16 protein-coding genes are annotated in these 18,419 nt (G+C 35.2%); 7 read left to right on the top strand and 9 right to left on the bottom strand.

The genetic code is table 11. The annotated features are described in order from the left end of the window. Positions 1 to 2: 2 nt before the first annotated feature. The 5 genes from J8281_RS10735 to aroB all read right to left on the bottom strand — a co-directional run bounded on the left by J8281_RS10735 (position 3) and on the right by aroB (position 10,236). On the bottom strand, positions 3 to 2,417 hold the full coding sequence (locus J8281_RS10735; protein WP_210197626.1) for a thiamine pyrophosphate-dependent enzyme: 2,415 nt from the start codon (positions 2,415 to 2,417) through the stop codon (positions 3 to 5). 198 nt (positions 2,418 to 2,615) lie between these two features. Further along, positions 2,616 to 5,444 (bottom strand): metalloprotease, encoded by a 2,829-nt coding sequence (locus J8281_RS10730; protein ID WP_246849079.1) that lies wholly within the window; start codon positions 5,442 to 5,444, stop codon positions 2,616 to 2,618. 70 nt (positions 5,445 to 5,514) lie between these two features. Next, on the bottom strand, positions 5,515 to 6,204 hold the full coding sequence (locus tag J8281_RS10725; RefSeq protein ID WP_210197625.1) for a TIGR00730 family Rossman fold protein: 690 nt from the start codon (positions 6,202 to 6,204) through the stop codon (positions 5,515 to 5,517). A gap of 11 nt (positions 6,205 to 6,215) precedes the next feature. After that, on the bottom strand, positions 6,216 to 9,056 hold the full coding sequence (gene uvrA / locus J8281_RS10720; protein ID WP_210197624.1) for an excinuclease ABC subunit UvrA: 2,841 nt from the start codon (positions 9,054 to 9,056) through the stop codon (positions 6,216 to 6,218). 109 nt (positions 9,057 to 9,165) lie between these two features. Then, the gene (aroB, locus tag J8281_RS10715; RefSeq protein WP_210197623.1) at positions 9,166 to 10,236 is read right to left on the bottom strand and encodes a 3-dehydroquinate synthase; all 1,071 of its coding nucleotides are present in this window, start codon (positions 10,234 to 10,236) and stop codon (positions 9,166 to 9,168) included. Positions 10,237 to 10,403: 167 nt separating this feature from the next. Here aroB and J8281_RS10710 point away from each other — a divergent pair, with 167 nt between their 5' ends. Genes J8281_RS10710 through J8281_RS10700 form a run of 3 tightly spaced genes read left to right on the top strand, consistent with a single transcriptional unit; the run spans position 10,404 to position 12,547 of the window. After that, entirely contained in the window at positions 10,404 to 11,576 is a 1,173-nt protein-coding gene (locus J8281_RS10710) for a proline dehydrogenase family protein (protein ID WP_210197622.1), read from the top strand. Continuing rightward, a complete protein-coding gene (locus J8281_RS10705) occupies positions 11,577 to 11,957 on the top strand; it encodes a VOC family protein (protein ID WP_210197621.1) in 381 nt (126 codons plus the stop codon). Positions 11,958 to 11,977: 20 nt separating this feature from the next. Next, positions 11,978 to 12,547 (top strand): pentapeptide repeat-containing protein, encoded by a 570-nt coding sequence (locus tag J8281_RS10700; RefSeq protein ID WP_210197620.1) that lies wholly within the window; start codon positions 11,978 to 11,980, stop codon positions 12,545 to 12,547. 8 nt (positions 12,548 to 12,555) lie between these two features. Here J8281_RS10700 and J8281_RS10695 read toward each other — a convergent pair whose 3' ends face one another. Further along, positions 12,556 to 14,046 carry a PLP-dependent aminotransferase family protein gene (locus tag J8281_RS10695; protein WP_210197619.1) on the bottom strand — a complete coding sequence of 497 codons (1,491 nt, stop codon included), beginning with the start codon at positions 14,044 to 14,046 and terminating at the stop codon, positions 12,556 to 12,558. Between the two features lie 339 nt (positions 14,047 to 14,385). Between J8281_RS10695 and J8281_RS10690 the strand changes: the two genes are divergently transcribed. Genes J8281_RS10690 through J8281_RS10675 form a run of 4 tightly spaced genes read left to right on the top strand, consistent with a single transcriptional unit; the run spans position 14,386 to position 16,177 of the window. Continuing rightward, positions 14,386 to 15,051 (top strand): pyridoxamine 5'-phosphate oxidase family protein, encoded by a 666-nt coding sequence (locus J8281_RS10690; protein ID WP_210197618.1) that lies wholly within the window; start codon positions 14,386 to 14,388, stop codon positions 15,049 to 15,051. A 13-nt stretch (positions 15,052 to 15,064) separates the two neighbouring features. Continuing rightward, positions 15,065 to 15,655, top strand: a complete 591-nt coding sequence (locus J8281_RS10685; protein ID WP_210197617.1) for a DJ-1/PfpI family protein — start codon at positions 15,065 to 15,067, stop codon at positions 15,653 to 15,655. 4 nt (positions 15,656 to 15,659) lie between these two features. After that, complete coding sequence (locus J8281_RS10680) at positions 15,660 to 15,809, top strand: hypothetical protein (protein ID WP_210197616.1); 150 nt, start codon at positions 15,660 to 15,662, stop codon at positions 15,807 to 15,809. Continuing rightward, on the top strand, positions 15,806 to 16,177 hold the full coding sequence (locus tag J8281_RS10675; RefSeq protein ID WP_210197773.1) for a GNAT family N-acetyltransferase: 372 nt from the start codon (positions 15,806 to 15,808) through the stop codon (positions 16,175 to 16,177). Before J8281_RS10680 ends, J8281_RS10675 begins: the two co-directional genes overlap by 4 nt. On the opposite strand, the gene J8281_RS10670 is transcribed toward J8281_RS10675, so the two are convergent. The 3 genes from J8281_RS10670 to tsaE all read right to left on the bottom strand — a co-directional run bounded on the left by J8281_RS10670 (position 16,169) and on the right by tsaE (position 18,403). Further along, the gene (locus J8281_RS10670) at positions 16,169 to 16,552 is read right to left on the bottom strand and encodes a DUF4258 domain-containing protein (protein WP_210197615.1); all 384 of its coding nucleotides are present in this window, start codon (positions 16,550 to 16,552) and stop codon (positions 16,169 to 16,171) included. The two genes, J8281_RS10675 and J8281_RS10670, sit on opposite strands and share 9 nt — an antisense overlap. A 154-nt stretch (positions 16,553 to 16,706) precedes the next feature. After that, positions 16,707 to 17,912, bottom strand: a complete 1,206-nt coding sequence (locus tag J8281_RS10665) for an alanine dehydrogenase (RefSeq protein ID WP_210197614.1) — start codon at positions 17,910 to 17,912, stop codon at positions 16,707 to 16,709. Between the two features lie 80 nt (positions 17,913 to 17,992). Further along, a complete protein-coding gene (gene tsaE, locus J8281_RS10660) occupies positions 17,993 to 18,403 on the bottom strand; it encodes a tRNA (adenosine(37)-N6)-threonylcarbamoyltransferase complex ATPase subunit type 1 TsaE (RefSeq protein WP_210197613.1) in 411 nt (136 codons plus the stop codon). Positions 18,404 to 18,419 lie beyond the last annotated feature (16 nt).

The following is an 18,419-nucleotide window of genomic DNA, read 5'->3' as shown; positions in this document are numbered from 1 at the left end:
TTTTATCGTAGTTCTGGATAATTTTTAGGGTCTGCCTCTGACATTATCTGATATGTGACTTCAAAAATATCTTCTATTGAGGGTTTGCTAAAATAATCCCCATCGGTTCCGAATGCAGGTCTGTGGGGTCGGGCGCTTAATGTTTGTGGCTTACTATCCAGGTATTGATAGATGTTTTGTTCATCTATGAGCTTGTGTAGTATATATCCTGTTGCTCCGCCGGGTACATCTTCATCTATAATGAGCACTCTATTCGTTTTTGCGATACTTTTTACGATATCATGATTAAGGTCAAACGGAACTAAAGACTGTACATCGATAACCTCTGCATCGATACCTACAGTTGTTAATTCTTTTGCAGCTTGCTCGACTAATCGCAATGTAGAACCATAAGACACCAAGGTAATATCTTTTCCTTGTTTAACAGTTTCTACGATGCCGATTGGCGTTCTAATTTCTGATAAATTAGAGGGCATCTTTTCTTTTAAACGATATCCATTCAAACATTCGACTACAAGAGCAGGTTCATCGCTATCTAATAATGTGTTATAGAAACCGGCTGCTTTGGTCATATTTCTGGGTACTAATATATACATCCCTCTAAGCAAATGAATAAGACCGCCCATTTGAGAACCTGAATGCCATATGCCTTCTAGGCGATGTCCTCGTGTTCTTACGATTAAAGGTGCTTTTTGTTTTGCAAATGTGCGATAGCGTAACGTAGCCAAATCGTCACTTAATCCTTGTACACAATACAGTATATAATCTAAATACTGAATCTCTGCAATAGGTCGAAGCCCGCGCATCGCCATTCCGATACCTTGCCCAATAATGGTTGCCTCACGAATACCTGTATCTGAAATTCTAATATCGCCGAATTTTTCTTGCAAACCTTCAAGTCCTTGGTTTACATCACCTATTTTACCGCTATCTTCTCCAAAAATTAGTGTTTCGGGTATTCTGTCAAATATATTTTCAAAATTATCACGTATGATAATTCGACCATCAACTAACTCGGTATGCTCATTATATTTTGCCTTAACTTCTTTGATTTTTGTAGCTCCAGAATCAAAATCGTTATATAAGTGATCACTATATTTGGGCTGTACGTGTGCTATATATTGATTAATCCAATTTTGAAGTGCAGATTTTTCTTCAAAGATTTCGTGAGTAAGGTACCGTAATGTTTTTCTAGTCGCTTCAAGAATATCTTTGCGAATCGGATCTTCTTTTGCCGCTAATGTTTGTATAACGGGTGAGATAAAATTTTTGTTCGCGCTTTTAGTTTCTACTTGGTGAAGAAGATCTAATGCTTCTTTTTGCTCTGCTTTTATTTCTGAAAGGTAGGCATTCCAGGCTTCATTTTTACCTTTGCGAACTTCTTTTTTGGCAGCTTTTTCGAGAGCAAGTAATTCATCTTCGGTAGCGATATTTCGCTCGATAATCCATTCTTTAAATTTTCGATTGCAATCGTGCTGTCTCTCCCAATTTAGACGTTCTTCACTTTTATAGCGTTCATGCGATCCAGAGGTAGAATGCCCCTGGGGTTGTGTAAGCTCTTTAACATGAATTATAACCGGGATATGTTCTTTTCTAGCGAGCCTGTCTGCTTTTTCATAAGTTTCAATTAAGGCAGGATAGTCCCAACCATTAACTTTAAGAATTTCGTAGCCTTCATGCTGTTCGTCTCGTCTAAAACCTTCTAATATTAGAGAAATATCTTCTTTGGTCGTTTGGTGTTTTGCATGCACAGAAATACCATATTCGTCATCCCAAATACTAATTACCATAGGAACTTGAAGAACGCCGCCTGCATTTACGGTTTCCCAAAATAAACCTTCACTTGTACTTGCGTTGCCTATAGTGCCCCATGCTACTTCATTCCCCTTATTTGAGAAATCAGAAAAATCTACAACGCTTTGTTCGTTACGATACACTTTTGAAGCCTGAGCCAATCCCAAAAGTCTGGGCATTTGACCTGCCGTAGGTGATATATCTGAACTTGAATTTTTTTGTTGCGCAAGTTTTTTCCAGCTTCCATCTTCATTAAGACTATGCGTGGCAAAATGACCACCCATTTGTCGACCCGCTGCAAAAGGTTCTCTTTCAATATCGGTATGTGCATAAAGACCTGCAAAAAATTGATCTACACTATATTGATCAATCGCCATCATGAAAGTTTGATCCCTGTAATAACCCGATCTGAAATCGCCATTCTGGAAAACCCTCGCCATCGCTAGCTGGGGTAATTCTTTTCCGCCTCCAAAAATTCCAAATTTTGATTTACCCGTCAAAACCTCTCGTCTACCTAATAAGCTACATTCTCTACTAATACATGCAATTTTGAAATCTCTAAGTATTTGATTTCTGTATTCTTCAAAAGATATGTTAGATGAGCTTATAGTTTCAGGTTGCATACGAGCGATGATTTTAGATTTGCAAATTTAGCAAAAATACCAACGAATTGCAAGGCTCAAATTCTTAATTTTGTTGAATATTCTTTAAATAAAACTGTATTTTATTGAGAATTTATTTTTTTGGAAGCTATTTTTAAGGATTGATTAACAATTATTCAAAGTTTTCACATTTGAATTATTTAGTAATTCCAAATGGCATTAATACCATTCTCTAGTAAAAAGCCCGATAAGCGTTTCTGGACTAAGAGTGATGATAAATCTAATTTGCTGATCGTAATTAGGCTGGGCTATTTCCCATCCTTTATTCGATACAACCGGGAAAAAGAGTTCAAAATAATCTGCCACTAAGCTTAATCGAACCCCGGCATCATATACATATTTAGCCGAATTCCCTTTATTTTTTACAATACCAATATCACCATAAGCATAAATCCAATTCCATATATTAGTATTTGCATTGAGTGTGGTCATCCATTGATTGGCAAACGGAAACTCTAATTGAGATTTAAAACCACCTTCAGCAATAATAATTTGCTGGCTTACCAGACCAGTATCTTCACTACGTCCCAAATAATTGAAATCAAAAAGATAGTCAGTAGGTCGGTCTAGAGCAAAACTAAAAAAATCACCGTCTTTCTCGGTATCATTAAATACAAAGGCACCGGCAAATAGACGAAGATTTAGTTGTCGGTTATTTAAAAACAACTTCCTATAATTTATAGTAGTAGATAACTTGCTAAAGTTTTTGGATATCTGATAATCTACTGAATATCCCATAAAATCGAGAAGATTAAAATCTGAATACAGGTAACGGGCATTAAAAATATTGTAATCCGGAGTTTCTACAGGATTTTCTTCGTCCCTATCTCTAAAAACATTAACATTTCGAAGCGTAAGCTTTTGTTTTACATTAGAGCGAAGATTTTTTGGTCTGAAAAGAAAACTTGTTGATGTTGATAATCTTCTAAATAACAAATCGGGAGCATAACTAAACATGTTACCATTTATGCTATATCGAATCTGGTAGAGGCCATGCTCTGCTATTTGATCTCTTAAAGAAAAAGTGGCAGAACCTAATAACCTATTCGATTTAAAACCGTAGGCCGGAGCAACATTAAATTCGAAATCACGTCGAATGATAGACTTATTATAAAATTTTCCTGCTACAACAAAGCCATCGTATACATTAAATTCAAATTCAGGGATTACAAATAACTGACTGTATCTGGGATCTTCTACGTCTTCTAATATTCTGAATTGGATAGGTTTGTTAAATATCCATTTTAAATTTCTGTAATTGTTACGACGATTAACCTCAGGAATGTTTTGTTCATAATCGAGCACGAGTTTGGTAATTCCTTCGTTTGCAATTTTAACGGTTTTGGTATCGGTTATATCGGTAATCCATGTCTTAGAAACCGGTTCTTTTTTTCGAAGGGCAGAAAGAGACACCGGCATAGTATTGTTTCTCTTATTTTTGATCGTTACTTCAATAGAATCCTTTCTTTTCTTAACCGATTTAATTTTAAAGTCTATTTTTTTATTAGAAGTGATAAAATCATCAAAAAACCACGCTACATCTTTATTAGATTTTGATTCTACAATGTCTCTAAATGCATTTGAATTGGTTTGCTGTAAAGTATTTTGAGTGTAGAAGGCTTTAATACTTGCATCAATAATAGTGCTGTCTTCTAGATAATCTTCAAGGTATTTAAAACCAACACCAGCTTTATAAGCATTGGCAATATTTTGATTAAATTTTACGAGTTCATCCTTTGGTGTTGATAATGGTTGATCTAAAAATAATCTTGCCATATTCTTATAGGCTAGAAAATATTGATCATTAAAATCCAAATCGGCGACGTGAAACCATCGTAACCCGATCACCTTACTTAATTTACCAATAATTTTCATATCAGGATAAAACTGCTCGGTATAGGACATCATCAAATAGATGTGAATCGCATCTTTTATCCATGCATCATGTCGCTGATCAATAATTAACGTGTTTTCGAGAAATTTTTCGGTAATGGCTTTAAGTTGCTTAATTTCGAATTGAAAACCGTCTGGGTAAGGTCTCAAAAAGTCAGGAAGTTGATTTAAACCGTATACTGGATTATTTTTATAATCGCTTTCAGAAACTACTATTTTGTCAAAAGGGTATTGACCTAATTTTTTTTGTAAGAAGCTAAGTATTTTATCTACCGCAACTATTTTCATTTCGGGCATTAAATCATTATCTTCAATATTACTCAGAAATTCTATAGTATTGGTTTTAAAACTATAAAATGAACCGGTACGCTCGATATAGAGATTGACTTCATTTCGATTCTTACCGCTTAGTTTTATTGTTTTCGTATTGTTTTCATCAATCTGTAATGCGATTTCCTTGTTTAATTCACTAACAATATGATATCCATCTGGGATTGTTATGTCTATTTGGTAATTGGATATCGGAGCGTATAAATCATCCAGATTTTTATGGCTATAAATGTTCCATTCATGATCATAAATGGCTGGCATGATATACCAATATTTGAGATCAAAATTTCCATTAGGATGGTACCCATACCTGGTAAATTTACCACTCGCAATTTTAATCTTATATTTTAAGTTAAAGAACTGGCTTTCTCCGGGGTATAGTGGTTTTGTGCATGCTATCCAAATGATATCAGATATGCCTTTATGGCGCCCCCATTTTAATGGGTTAGATGCTGCATCGGTTATATTTTGAATGATTGTGCTTCCTCTTTCATTTTTTTTTGCGAAATAGAAGCGCTTTAAAAAATCTTCAGAAAATCGCTCGCCAAGCGGTGTAGTTTTACTCGAAAAGCTATTCGCCCAATCATGAAAAAAAATAGTGTCGAGTGTATCATTAGAAGTATTGGTGTACCTAATTTCTTGTTCTATTGTTAATATCTTTCGTTCTGCATCAAGCTCAGCATGAATACTAATGTTGTTTTGAGCTGATGCCGAAAAAATTATAAATAACAAAAAAATGATATGGTAAACTGTGTAGGTTTTCAAATTTTAGAATAACGAAAGTTAAGTTTTAAGAAGTTCATATAACCAATAACTCTTTTTGTAGATAGATGTTTCAAAAATTTGGGCTTAAATTATATTCTGCATAAAATTTATCAAGGATCTGAAGCACTTCTTCTGGCGTATCGACTACGTGAATAAGATCCAGATCGCCAGGGCTAATGTTTTGAAAAAGATCTAATAACGTATTCTTTATCCAATCCATAAGACCACCCCAAAAGTCTGTACCTACTAAAATGATAGGAAATTTATCAATTTTTTTTGTTTGTATTAGTGTCATGGCTTCAAAGAGTTCATCTAATGTTCCAAAACCGCCAGGCATTACTACAAAACCTTGTGAATATTTGACAAACATTACTTTACGAACAAAAAAATAGTCAAAATCCAAACTTTTATCACTATCAATATAAGGATTATCATGCTGCTCAAATGGCAAGTCAATATTTAACCCGACCGAGGTACCACCACCAAGGTGTGCTCCTTTATTTCCGGCTTCCATAATACCAGGACCTCCACCGGTAATTACACCATATCCATTGTCCACAATTTTTTTAGCAATAGCTACAGCAAGTTGATAATATTTGTGATCGGTTTTGGTTCGCGCTGATCCAAATATAGATACACAAGGCCCAATTTTACTCATTTTTTCAAATCCACTCACAAACTCTCCCATAATTTTGAAAATTGCCCAGGAGTCGTTGGTTTTTATTTCGTTCCAACCTTTGTGATGCTGTTGTTCTCTCATTATAAATATCTTTAGTTTAAAATACCCAATTCTTTCTTAAGAAATTTAGCAGTATAGCTTTTGTCATTTTTTATAATCTCTTCTGGCGTACCTTTGGCTACGACCTGACCTCCGTTTCGACCTCCTTCATAACCTATGTCAATAATATAATCAGCCATTTTAACTACATCCAAATTATGTTCGATAATCAAAACCGTATTTCCTTTATCTACAAGTTTGTTTAATACCTCCATCAGAACTCTTATATCTTCAAAATGAAGTCCTGTGGTAGGTTCATCAAGTATATAAAATGTGTTTCCCGTATCTCTTTTTGATAGTTCTGAAGCTAATTTAATTCGTTGGGCTTCACCACCTGATAGGGTAGTCGATTGTTGTCCTAAAGTAATATACCCCAGACCAACGTTTTTAATGGTTTTTAATTTTCTTGAAATTTTAGGAATATGTTCAAAAAAGGTACAGGCTTCATTGATAGTCATCTCCAAAACGTCGGATATAGATTTTCCTTTGTATCTTATTTCAAGAGTTTCTCGGTTAAAGCGTTTGCCCTGGCATGTTTCACATTCTACGTATACATCTGGTAAAAAGTTCATTTCGATAACTCGTAAACCACCACCCTTGCAAGTTTCGCAACGACCGCCTGCTACATTAAAACTAAATCTCCCAGGTTTATAACCTCGAATCATAGCTTCTGGTGTTTTGGCAAATAAACTTCTTATTTCAGAAAATACTCCTGTATATGTAGCCGGATTAGAGCGTGGTGTGCGGCCTATAGGTGATTGATTGATATCTATGACCTTGTCTGAGTGTTCGAGACCTTTAATACTTTTATAGGGCATAGGTTTTTTTACCCCATTAAAATAATGCGCATTAAGTATAGGGTAGAGGGTTTCGTTAATCAATGTAGATTTGCCACTACCCGAAACTCCGGTAACAGCTATCATTTTTCCCAAAGGTAAATCTATGGAAACATTTTTTAAGTTATTGCCAGTAGCTCCTTGAAGTACTATTTTTTTTCCATTTCCTTTGCGACGTTTCTTCGGAATTTCTATTTGTTTTTTTCCGTTTAGATACGCTGCGGTCAATGTATTGTGTTGTTGTAGCTCTTCAGGCGTTCCTTCGCTAATAATTTCGCCACCATGTTTTCCTGCAAACGGTCCTATATCAATCACATGATCTGCACGTTCGATCATATCTTTATCGTGTTCTACAACGATTACCGAATTGCCAATATCGCGCAATTGTATGAGCGAATTGATTAGTTTTTCATTATCTCTTTGATGCAACCCAATGCTAGGTTCATCTAAGATATAGAGTACACCAACTAACTGCGAGCCTATTTGAGTAGCTAACCGAATACGCTGAGCCTCACCACCTGATAGCGATTTACTACTTCGGTTTAAGGATAAATAAGTAAGTCCGACATCTACCAAAAACTGAAGCCTGGCATTTATTTCTTTTAATATTTCACCAGAGATTTGCTTTTGTTTTTCGCTTAATTGACTAGGAAGCGCTTTAAACCACTCTGTAAGCTCGATAATATCCATTGCCGCCAGTTCTGCAATGTTTTTCTTATTAACCTTAAAATACAATGATTCTTTGCGTAATCGAGACCCTTTACATTCGGGGCATATTACGTTATCCATGAAATCTCGTGCCCACCTGCGTAGGGAAGTAGAATCATTGTTAGCATAGGTGTTTTCTATAAAGGTTACTACTCCTTCAAAATCAATTTTATAGTCTCTGGTAACACCTAAAGTCTTACTATCCACACTAAACTTATCCTTTCCACCATACAGAATAACCTGCATAGCTTCTTCAGGAATTTTCTTAATTGGGTCACTAAGCTTAAAATTGTAGCGCTGTGCAATAAATTCTAATTGTTTAAATGCCCAATTTTTTTTCTGAGGACCGTGTGGGACTAACCCTCCGTTTTTGATAGATTTAGAAGTATCCGGAATGATCTTTTTCAAATTCACTTCGTGTAACGTGCCTATTCCATTGCATTTCGGACATGCACCTTTTGGAGAGTTAAATGAAAAATTGTTTGGTTCTGGATTAGGGTAGGAGATACCGCTCGAAGGACACATCAAATTTCGACTAAAAAATCGAACGGTTTCAGATTCTTGCTCGATAACCATCAACACATCATCACCGTGATACATAGCGGTATTAATGGTTTCCATAAGTCGTTTTGAGTTCTCTTGATCCTTTGTTACCTTCAATCTATCGATTACAATTTCAACATCATGAGTTTTATAGCGATCGAGCTTCATTCCTTTGGTGATGTCTCTTATTGCTCCATCTGTTCTTACCTTTACAAATCCCTGTTTTGCAATTTGTTCAAACAATTCTCGATAGTGACCTTTTCTCGAACGTACTACAGGTGCTAAAACATTTATTTTCTTATTGGCAAAATCTTTTAAAATGAGATCTTTTATTTGTTCATCACTATAGCTTACCATTTTTTCACCGGTATTGTAACTATATGCATCACTACCTCGCGAGAAAAGTAATCTTAGAAAATCATATATTTCAGTAATCGTACCTACAGTACTACGCGGACTTTTACTGGTCGTCTTTTGTTCTATCGCAATAACAGGAGAGAGGCCATCTATTTTATCTACATCGGGTCGCTCTAATCCACCCAAAAATTGGCGCGCATAAGCCGAAAAAGTTTCAATGTACCGTCGTTGTCCTTCTGCATAGATAGTATCAAAGGCCAAAGATGATTTACCAGACCCCGACAATCCTGTAATGACCACAAGTTTTTCTCTAGGAATAGTGACATCTAAATTTTTAAGATTATGAACACGTGCTCCTAAAACTTCAATATTTTCTTCTGATTCAATCATAAAATTTTAACCAAGATTGCAAATGTAGGTATTAAAAATAGAAACATAGTATTAAACCTGGTTTATGCATTAGAAAATCTATTACGTCTTAACATGCCTTCAAACCAGGTTAAAGCGCGTTGTAGTACTCAAAAGCTTTATGCAGTAATTCATGAGGTACTTTACAGTCGTATTGCGCTTCGCCAATCGTATTCAATAGCACAAATAGCACATTTCCTCGCTCATTTTTTTTATCGTGTACTAGCAGTGCTATTATTTTCTCATGATCTTCTGCCGGTATTTCAACTTTAGGAAAAGTAGCCAAAATTACAGCACTTACAAATTGAAGATCTTCTGAAGTTACCGCCAACAATTTTGATGAAATATACGTTTCCATAATCATCCCTATAGCTATTGCTTCACCATGCAAAAGGGTGGGTGTCTCAGGATGAGTAAGGTAGAAAGATTCTATAGCATGACCCAAAGTATGTCCAAAATTGAGATATTTTCTTATATTTTGTTCTGTAGGATCCTTGCTTACAATAGTATTTTTAATAACTATCGAATCGTAGATTAGTTGATCTAGATCATCAAGTTCTAATTGTGATAAGTCACTTAATTTCTCCCAGTATTCTTTATCTTGAATCAGGCCGTGTTTCAGCATTTCGGAAAAGCCACTACACATTTGATTTACAGGTAGTGTTGCCAGGTATTCGGTATCTATAAGCACCATTTCAGACTCACTTATAACGCCCACCATATTTTTTAAATTACCAAGATCTACACCGGTTTTTCCTCCTACAGAAGCATCTACCATGGCTAATAAGGAAGTAGGAACATTAATATAATCGATTCCTCTTTTATATGTACTCGCAACAAATCCACCAAGATCTGTAATAACACCGCCACCTAGATTGATGAGTAAGCTTTTACGGTCAAAACCTAATTCAGACAACGCATTCCAAACACCACTGCATGTTTCTATGTTTTTGTGAATTTCACCAGCTTCGATTTCTAGAATTTCAATGTCATATTCTTTATCAATAGTACTCATAAAACGAGATAGGCAATACTCATGCGTATTACTATCTACCAAAATACCCACCTTCGAATACTTCGATTTTTCTAGATGCGCATTGAGTTGTGAATAACTTTCTTTGCCAAAATATACTGTTGAATCGTTTGAAACTATAGGCTTCATATCATAACTAAAATTAAGATCAGCGAAATTAAGCAGAATTTAGATCAAATTAAACTTGCATGTTTTATATTTGCAGAAATGACAAAAATCTGATGTGCTATTCGGTTTTATTAGTCATATTTTCATGAAAACGTTTATAAACCTGAAGATTCCTAAAATTAATGTTGATGGTTGAACATACTATTTTCGATAATACCAAAACGGCATTTGCTTTAAAAAGTGATTCTGAGTTAGAAAGAGCTTATTTCCTCTTTAAAATGATCTCCAAAGAGCCGCTTGTCAAGATAGGCACTGCGGTTACCAATTTTGCTTTAAAAGCACACTTACCCGTTCAGGGATTAATACGAGCTACCGTTTTTGATCATTTTTGCGGTGGGGTAAGTGAGGATGATTGCTTACCTGTAGTAGACAAAATGTATGCAAAAAAAGTTTGCTCTGTATTAGATTACTCTGTAGAAGGTAAAGAAGAAGAAGCACAATTTGATGCGGCACTCAAAAAAACGATAGAACTTCTTGAATTTGCAGACCAAAAAGATGCCATGCCCTTTGGTGTTTTTAAGCCAACAGGCTTTGGACGATTTTTAATCTGGCAAAAAAAAACTGAAGGAACAGCATTAACGGCAGCAGAAGAAGAAGAGTGGAAACGGATTGTACAGCGTTTCGATAAAGCTTGTAAAAAAGCGTATGAGTGCGATGTTGCTTTATTAATTGATGCCGAAGAGAGCTGGATGCAAGACGCGGCAGACGAACTCGTTTCCCAAATGATGCGTAAGTATAATAAAGAAAAAGCTATTGTTTACAATACATTACAAACGTATAGACACGATCGCTTAGAATATGTAAAAAAATTACATGAAGAAGCCCGAGCTTACAAATTTAAAATTGGAGTTAAAGTAGTACGCGGTGCTTACATGGAAAAAGAAAATGAACGTGCTCTAGATAAAGGATACCCTACGCCTATCTGTAGCGATAAAAATCATACCGATAAAAACTTTAATACTACGATGATGTATTGTTTAGAAAATATCGAAGATATTTCTGTTTTTGTAGGCACGCATAACGAAGCGAGTAGTTATTTGGCTATGGACTTAATGAGAGAGCTTGGTATCGTGCGTGACGATCCTAGAGTTTGGTTTGGACAGCTTTACGGAATGAGTGATCATATAAGCTTTAATCAGGCTGAAGAAGGTTTTAATGTGGCCAAATATGTACCTTTTGGCCCTGTTCGAGATGTAATGCCCTATCTCATTCGTCGTGCAGAAGAAAATACATCGGTTGCGGGGCAAACTAGTCGCGAGCTCAACTTGATAGCTCAAGAGCGAAAACGAAGAAAATTATAAATGAATCTTAATCAAATTACAGTACCATCAAACGATGTTATCGTATCGATTGATTTTTATAAAAAATTAGGATTGCGTTTGATTGTTGAGGCATTGCCACATTATGCTCGTTTCGAATGTAGAGAAGGTGATGCGACATTTTCTATTCATTATGTAGAAAAGTTACCAGACGGAGAGGGCATATATGTATATTTTGAAACTGAAAAACTGGATCAAGAGGTAGACCGCTTACAAAAAGGAGGTTTACAATTTGATCAATTACCTACTGATCAGTCTTGGTTGTGGCGAGAAGCTCGACTTAAAGATCCTGATGGAAATCAAATCATTTTGTATTTTGCCGGTGATACTAGAAAAAACCCACCTTGGAAACTTGAGAGTTAAGATATACATTCGAAAAGGATATGAATCACTCAATTTTTGATCAGACTTTTAAAAATGACCACTTTTCTGGTAAAAAATTACCAGCTAGAGCGTATGATAATTGCACATTTCTAAACTGTGATTTTACCGCTACTAATATGTCAACAGTTACTTTTTTAGAATGTAATTTTGACACCTGCAATTTTGATTCAACAATGTTAAAAGAAACTTCGTTTCAGGGAGTGGTGTTTAAAGCATCTAAAATGCTCGGCGTAAATATAGGTAGCTGCAATGATTTCATGTTTTCTGCAAAGTTTGAAGACTGTAACCTGGATTACAGTTCTTTCTATGGATTTACAATGAAAAATACAATATTTCATAATTGCAGCCTTAAAGAAGCCGATTTTACAGATGCTGATATCGTAGGTTCAACGTTTCACGATTGTGATTTGGCTAAAGCCATTTTCGAAAACACCAATGCAGAGAAAGTTGATTTTAGTACGGCCAAGAATTTTACAATCGATCCAGAAATGAATAAATTAAAAAAAGCAAAATTCTCAACATCTGGATTGGCTGGATTGCTGTACAAGTATGATTTAGAGATAAAATAATTCCTGATTTAGCTTGTCGAAATCATCTTTAAGGCTTTTTCTAGACAGTCGATAACCCTTTTGATTTCCGATTCGTTTAAAGAGGCAAACCCAAGCCGTATTCCATTATGTCCTGAACAATCGTTATCATACCGTTTCCATTCTGGATTAAGTTCAACGCTTTGCTTTTTACACTGGATTACTACATCATCCCAGTTGTACTTTTTGTTTAGTCGAATCCAAACGGCCATGCCACCTTTCGGAATTTCAAAATCAAAATATGCGTCAAGTTTTTCTTTTAGTAATGTGCAAAACAAATCACGCCTTGTTTTATAAATTTTTAAAACTTTTTGGCAATGCCTTTGCACATCCCCAGTTTTGATCATGTGTGCCAGTGTTTGTTCTAACAAGCTATCTCCTTGACGATCTATGATCTTTCTCAATTTTGAGGCTTCATCTATAAAATCTTTTGGAGCGATTAGATAGCCTATTCGCATTGCAGGAGCTATGATTTTAGTAAAACTACCTATATAAATTACATTTCCATTGTAATCATTGCTTGCCAGTGGCAAAATAGGTGCATTGCCATAATGGAAGTCATAATCATAATCATCTTCTATAATAGCAAACCTGAATTGTTGTGCCAATTGCAACAAATGCATGCGTCTTTCTGCAGAAAGTGTTACTGTAGTAGGGTGGTGGTGATGGGATGTCACAAAAACGGCAGTAATCTTTTTAGTCTTACATAGCCCTTCTAAAGCAACAGTGTTTAAGCCATATTTGTCTACAGGAACCCTTTCGATAATTCCTCCGGCATCGACAAATGTAGTATCTGCGGTCATATAATTACTGTTACCAACAGCAATATGGTTTTTGGAAGAAAGAAGTAATTGAGAAGCTATATAAATCCCCATTTGACTACCTCGTGTGATGAATACATTATCAACGTCTATACGAAGCCCTCGTGTTTGATTTAGGTAATTAACCAAAATTTTTCGTAATTCTAAATTTCCGGATACGGGTCCATACGTAAGAAGTTTTCGATGGTATGTTTTTTTGATGACGTTTCTATAGACTCTCGAAATTTCTTCAATAGGTGCAAGGCGATGATCAGGAGATCCATCATTTACTTTTATGATTCCGGTTTCAGAATAGTCGTTCAAATCAGGCGTTAAGTTGGGTCGCTGTATAAACGAAAAACCACTTTTCTTTTCTTTTGTCGCTTGAGCAGTATTTGGGTCAAAATGTTGCGGTTTAATGATCGGAAGGATACTATTTACGAATGTACCTCTTGCAGGAAGCGTCTCTATCCAACCTTGAGATAATAGCTCGTCATATGCTGCAATTACCGTTTTACGATGAATTTTCAAATCCTCTGATAACCTCCTGGATCCGGGTAATTTGGTCGACGGAAGAAGCTTCCCTGATTTTATAAAACCAATAATTTGATCACATAACTGAAGATACAAATTACGATTAGAGGTGCGATCGAGTACAATGTTACTTTTAAAAGGAAACAAAACTGGACTATTAGGTATTTAAAAACTGGATCATTATAACACACCATAAAACTACTACTTTTGATGAATATGTAAAACCAGCGAACCGATTTTAACTAAAAATGAATCATGAAATAAGCCATAACAATCAGGATGATACCCACCAATATGATGATATGGCGATTCCATCTGACAACTAAAAATCAAAAAATATAAATTGATGAAACGAGCATTAATAAATTTTAAAAATTACTTCACAAAAGGGAATGTTTAAAATTTTTAATGTGAGAGCGTAGCGCTTACATACGTTCTCAATTTTTTAATTATTTCGTTTCCAAACAATTAAAAAGATTTAAACGTATGAAAGAATATCAAATATCAGAACTAAACAAAGTAAAAAGAGGGCCAAAAAGAGCCAGTTACGACGTCGACACTGTACATGCTATTTTAGATGATGGTTTTTTATGCCATATAGGGTATATTTTTCGAGGAAAAGCTATTGTGATTCCAACTGCGTATTTTAGAAAAGAACATAAAATTTACATTCATGGATCTCTTAAAAATCGTATGATGACCAGTTTGTTAGAAGCTGGCGAAGCCAGTCTTACAGTAACTCATTTAGACGGACTGGTTTTGGCAAGATCAGCTTTTCATCATTCGGCGAATTATAGATCGGCAACCATTTTTGGTACGGTAAGAAAAGTTGATGATCCTAAAGAAAAAATGGAAGCTTTAGCCGGTATTGTCAATCACATGGTTGCAGGTCATTGGGATCATGTTAGACAACCTAATAAAAAAGAATTTAATGCTACTTTGGTCTTAGAAATAAGTATAGATACTGCTTCTGCAAAAATAAGAGCCGAAGGCGTAAATGACGAGCCAGAAGATCATAAATTACCAATTTGGGCAGGTGTAGTGCCTATCAAACAAGTGGCATTTCCTGCAATTTCAGATGAAAATTTGTTAAGAGATGTAACAACGCCTGATTCTGTATTAACGTACGTTGAAAAGAATAGAGTAAAATAAAAGATGTAAATTAATGAATACTAAAAGAAATGTAGGGATCTTAATTTTTGACAATGCAGAGGTGTTGGACTTTGCCGGACCTTTTGAAGTGCTTTCTGTAACTTCTGAGTTAAACAATTTTGAACTATTTAATGTTTTTACCGTTGCAGAAAATCGTAACCCGATTTCGGCTGTAAATGGCTTATCTGTAAATCCAAAATATGATTACAAAAATAGCCCAGATATCGATATTTTAATCATATCCGGAGGTTTTGGAGTGCGACAACAGATTAAAAATGAAAATACACTAAATTGGATACGTAATGTGCATCAAAAGACAGAATATACGATAAGTATTTGTTCGGGAGCCATGTTGTTAGCTGCATTGGGATTATTGGATGATAAACCTTATTGCACCCATCATCAGGTATATGATGATATAATCGAGATGGTTCCTACTGGAATTCCGCAAAAAGATAAAAGATTTGTAGAGGTCGACAAAATGTATACTTCTGGAGGGATTTCGGCTGGAATAGATGTGTCTTTTCATATTGTTGAAAAGATGTACGAAGCACAAATAGCTCAAAAGACGGCTAGATATATGGAATATAATTGGGTACATTAAGCGTATGATTACGATAAGACAAGCTACTTTAGAAGATGTCAAAAGTATTTCCTTTTTAGGAAAAAGAACATTTGATCAATCTTTTGGGCATCTTTTTAAAGATAGAGATGATTTAATTGATTATTTGGATACTACTTTTTCATTTAAAAAATAAAAAGCAGTATAGTTAAGGCTAACAACATATTTTGGATAGTAATAGATGGTGATTCACCTATTGGCTATGCCATATTACAACTTAACGCTTCATCTAGTTATATTACCAATAAAAATGTTTGTAAACTTCAAAAGATTTATATGTTCAAAGGAACTTCTTCAAAAGGGATAGGGAGTAAATTGCAGCAAATAATTTTTGATAAAGCAAAGGAGGAAGGTAGTGAATACTTGTGGTTGTCCGTCTTGAAAGAAAATGAACGTGCCATTACTTTTTATCATCGAAATGATTATCAGATTGTTGGACAGCACCCCTTTACCATAGGAAAGCAAGAGTTTGACTTTTGGGTTATGACTAAGAAACTAATCTAATAACTTTGTCAATTTAAGTGTATTGATTTTAGCAATAGAATCGCAATTTTCAACAAAAAGAGAAATTGCTTTTTCTTTTACCGTTCCTTCAACGAAGTAAATTTTGCACGAATCTAATGTTGTATTACTTTTAGAAAAATCAACGCTACCTTTTAAAAGAAGTATCGATATATCTGCGGTATCAATATCATACGATTTCATTTGGGCCAAGACTTGTTGTGATAACACGCTCTCTTTACTTCTAATATTTTTGAGAACCCTTGCTGTAGGACTGTAGTTACACGAAGTTTTTTTACCTCCTAAAAAAAAGAATAAGATGATAAGACCAATTACAAATCCACCCAAATAGTAGAATAAGCGTTGTGCTAATTTCATTTGACGTTAAAGTTAAAAAGTCAAAAGTAACTATTTTTTAAAGTTTGAAAGGCTAATTTTGGGGTAAATACTACTACTTAGCAAGAATTTGATTTATGAAAATTTGGTAATTTTAATCACTTCAATCTTGATATCAAATTCAGAGTGCTTAGGTTTATAATATCAGCAAATTAATATCTCTATGCGATAGATCAAACCAATCGGCAATGGGTTTGCTGGTTAAAATTCCATGATAAAAATACAATCCGTTTTTTAAGCCTCTATCAAAGCGTACTGCATTTTCAATTCCGCCTTCTTCGCCAATTTGCAATAAATACGGAGTAAATATATTGCTGATTGATAAAGAAGATGTTCTAGCATAACGCGAAGGTATGTTGGGCACGCAGTAATGTAATACTCCATGTTTCTTGAATGTAGGATGATCGTGCGAAGTAACTTCGCTAGTTTCAAAGCAACCTCCCATATCAATACTTACATCGATAACTACGGCACCGGCTTTCATAGATTCAACCATAGTTTCGGTAACTATCACGGGGGCTCTGTTTTTTCCTCTAACAGCGCCGATTACTACATCACAACGGCGTAAGGCCTTTAATAAATTTTTAGGTTGAATAGTAGATGTAAATAAGGGTCGTCCTACATTGGTTTGAATACATCTTAATTTGGTGATAGAATTATCAAATATCTTCACATTGGCTCCTAATCCGATAGCAGAACGGGCAGCAAACTCTCCTACAGTTCCGGCACCGATGATGACAACTTCGGCAGGGGGTACGCCACTAATGTTACCCATCATAAGGCCAGATCCTTTAGATATCGTGGCGCTACTCATCAATTCTGATGCAATAAGAACAGCGGCTGTACCTGCAATTTCACTCAACGCGCGTACTGCGGGATATGCACCGTCGGCATCGCGAATAAATTCAAAACCAAAGGCGGTAATTCTTTTTTTGGCAAGCGTTTGGAAATATTCTTTTGATTGTGTCTTTAATTGTAAGGCAGAAATTAATACTGTTTGAGGATTAATGAGTTCTAATTCAGCTATCGAAGGGGGTTCTACCTTAAGAATGAGCGGACATCCAAAGACTTTTTTTTTGTCATTCGATATTTCGGCACCGGCTTCACTGTAATCACGATCGGTAAATCTGGCGCCTATACCTGCCTTGGTTTCTAACAGAACCCGATGACCATGTGCAGTTAATGCAGCAACAGCATCTGGTGTTAGACATACCCTTTTTTCTTGATAACTTGTTTCTTTTGGGATTCCTATAAACAGTTTTCCTTTTTTTCTTTCAATTTCTATCATTTCCTCCTGCGGTAGGAGTTGCTCTTTTGTAAAAGGAGATTGTGGCTTAGTCATTAGTGTGAAATTCTGTATCTCAAATTACGAATAAAAAAGCCAAGAAAACAAATTGTGTGGGATTATTTAAATCCGGTACACTATCTTATTTGATAAGTAAGTACTCTTTTTTTATCATTGGTTACTTTGATTGAAATAGTACTGCTGTCGGGTGGTAAGAGATTCGCTATTTTATCTGGCCATTCTATAAAAACCCATGCATCACTACTTAAGTATTCTTCAAATCCTATTTGATACGCCTCTTCTTCATCTTTAATTCTGTAAAAATCAAAATGATAAATAACTCCAGAGTTTCCTAAGTATTCATTTACCAAAGCAAATGTTGGACTAGAAATTACATCTTGTACACCAAGTTGCTTACAAATCTCTTTAATTAGGGTAGTTTTACCTACTCCCATTTCAGCATCAAACAAAACAATCTTGTTTTTTAATTGCGCAAGTACTTTTTGCGCAACGTTAGGTAAATCTTCCAAAGAATATGTTATGGTCATTGCCTATTATTCTATT

The sequence above is a fragment of the Aquimarina sp. U1-2 genome (genome assembly GCF_017897595.1).
Taxonomy (GTDB): Bacteria; Bacteroidota; Bacteroidia; order Flavobacteriales; family Flavobacteriaceae; genus Aquimarina.
Note: the sequence above shows the minus strand (reverse complement) of the source record. Positions and strands in the feature narration are given on the sequence as shown.

What these genes read in the sequence shown, in the direction of transcription:
- uvrA (WP_210197624.1), bottom strand. Translation starts at nt 9,056, where the DNA reads ATGATTGAATCAGAAGAAAATATTGAAGTTTTAGGAGCACGTGTTCAT.
- J8281_RS10690 (WP_210197618.1), top strand. Translation starts at nt 14,386, where the DNA reads ATGAAAGAATATCAAATATCAGAACTAAACAAAGTAAAAAGAGGGCCA.
- J8281_RS10670 (WP_210197615.1), bottom strand. Translation starts at nt 16,552, where the DNA reads ATGAAATTAGCACAACGCTTATTCTACTATTTGGGTGGATTTGTAATT.
- tsaE (WP_210197613.1), bottom strand. Translation starts at nt 18,403, where the DNA reads ATGACCATAACATATTCTTTGGAAGATTTACCTAACGTTGCGCAAAAA.
- J8281_RS10665 (WP_210197614.1), bottom strand. Translation starts at nt 17,912, where the DNA reads ATGACTAAGCCACAATCTCCTTTTACAAAAGAGCAACTCCTACCGCAG.
- J8281_RS10735 (WP_210197626.1), bottom strand. Translation starts at nt 2,417, where the DNA reads ATGCAACCTGAAACTATAAGCTCATCTAACATATCTTTTGAAGAATAC.
- J8281_RS10725 (WP_210197625.1), bottom strand. Translation starts at nt 6,204, where the DNA reads ATGAGAGAACAACAGCATCACAAAGGTTGGAACGAAATAAAAACCAAC.
- aroB (WP_210197623.1), bottom strand. Translation starts at nt 10,236, where the DNA reads ATGAAGCCTATAGTTTCAAACGATTCAACAGTATATTTTGGCAAAGAA.
- J8281_RS10700 (WP_210197620.1), top strand. Translation starts at nt 11,978, where the DNA reads ATGAATCACTCAATTTTTGATCAGACTTTTAAAAATGACCACTTTTCT.
- J8281_RS10705 (WP_210197621.1), top strand. Translation starts at nt 11,577, where the DNA reads ATGAATCTTAATCAAATTACAGTACCATCAAACGATGTTATCGTATCG.
- J8281_RS10685 (WP_210197617.1), top strand. Translation starts at nt 15,065, where the DNA reads ATGAATACTAAAAGAAATGTAGGGATCTTAATTTTTGACAATGCAGAG.
- J8281_RS10710 (WP_210197622.1), top strand. Translation starts at nt 10,404, where the DNA reads ATGGTTGAACATACTATTTTCGATAATACCAAAACGGCATTTGCTTTA.
- J8281_RS10680 (WP_210197616.1), top strand. Translation starts at nt 15,660, where the DNA reads ATGATTACGATAAGACAAGCTACTTTAGAAGATGTCAAAAGTATTTCC.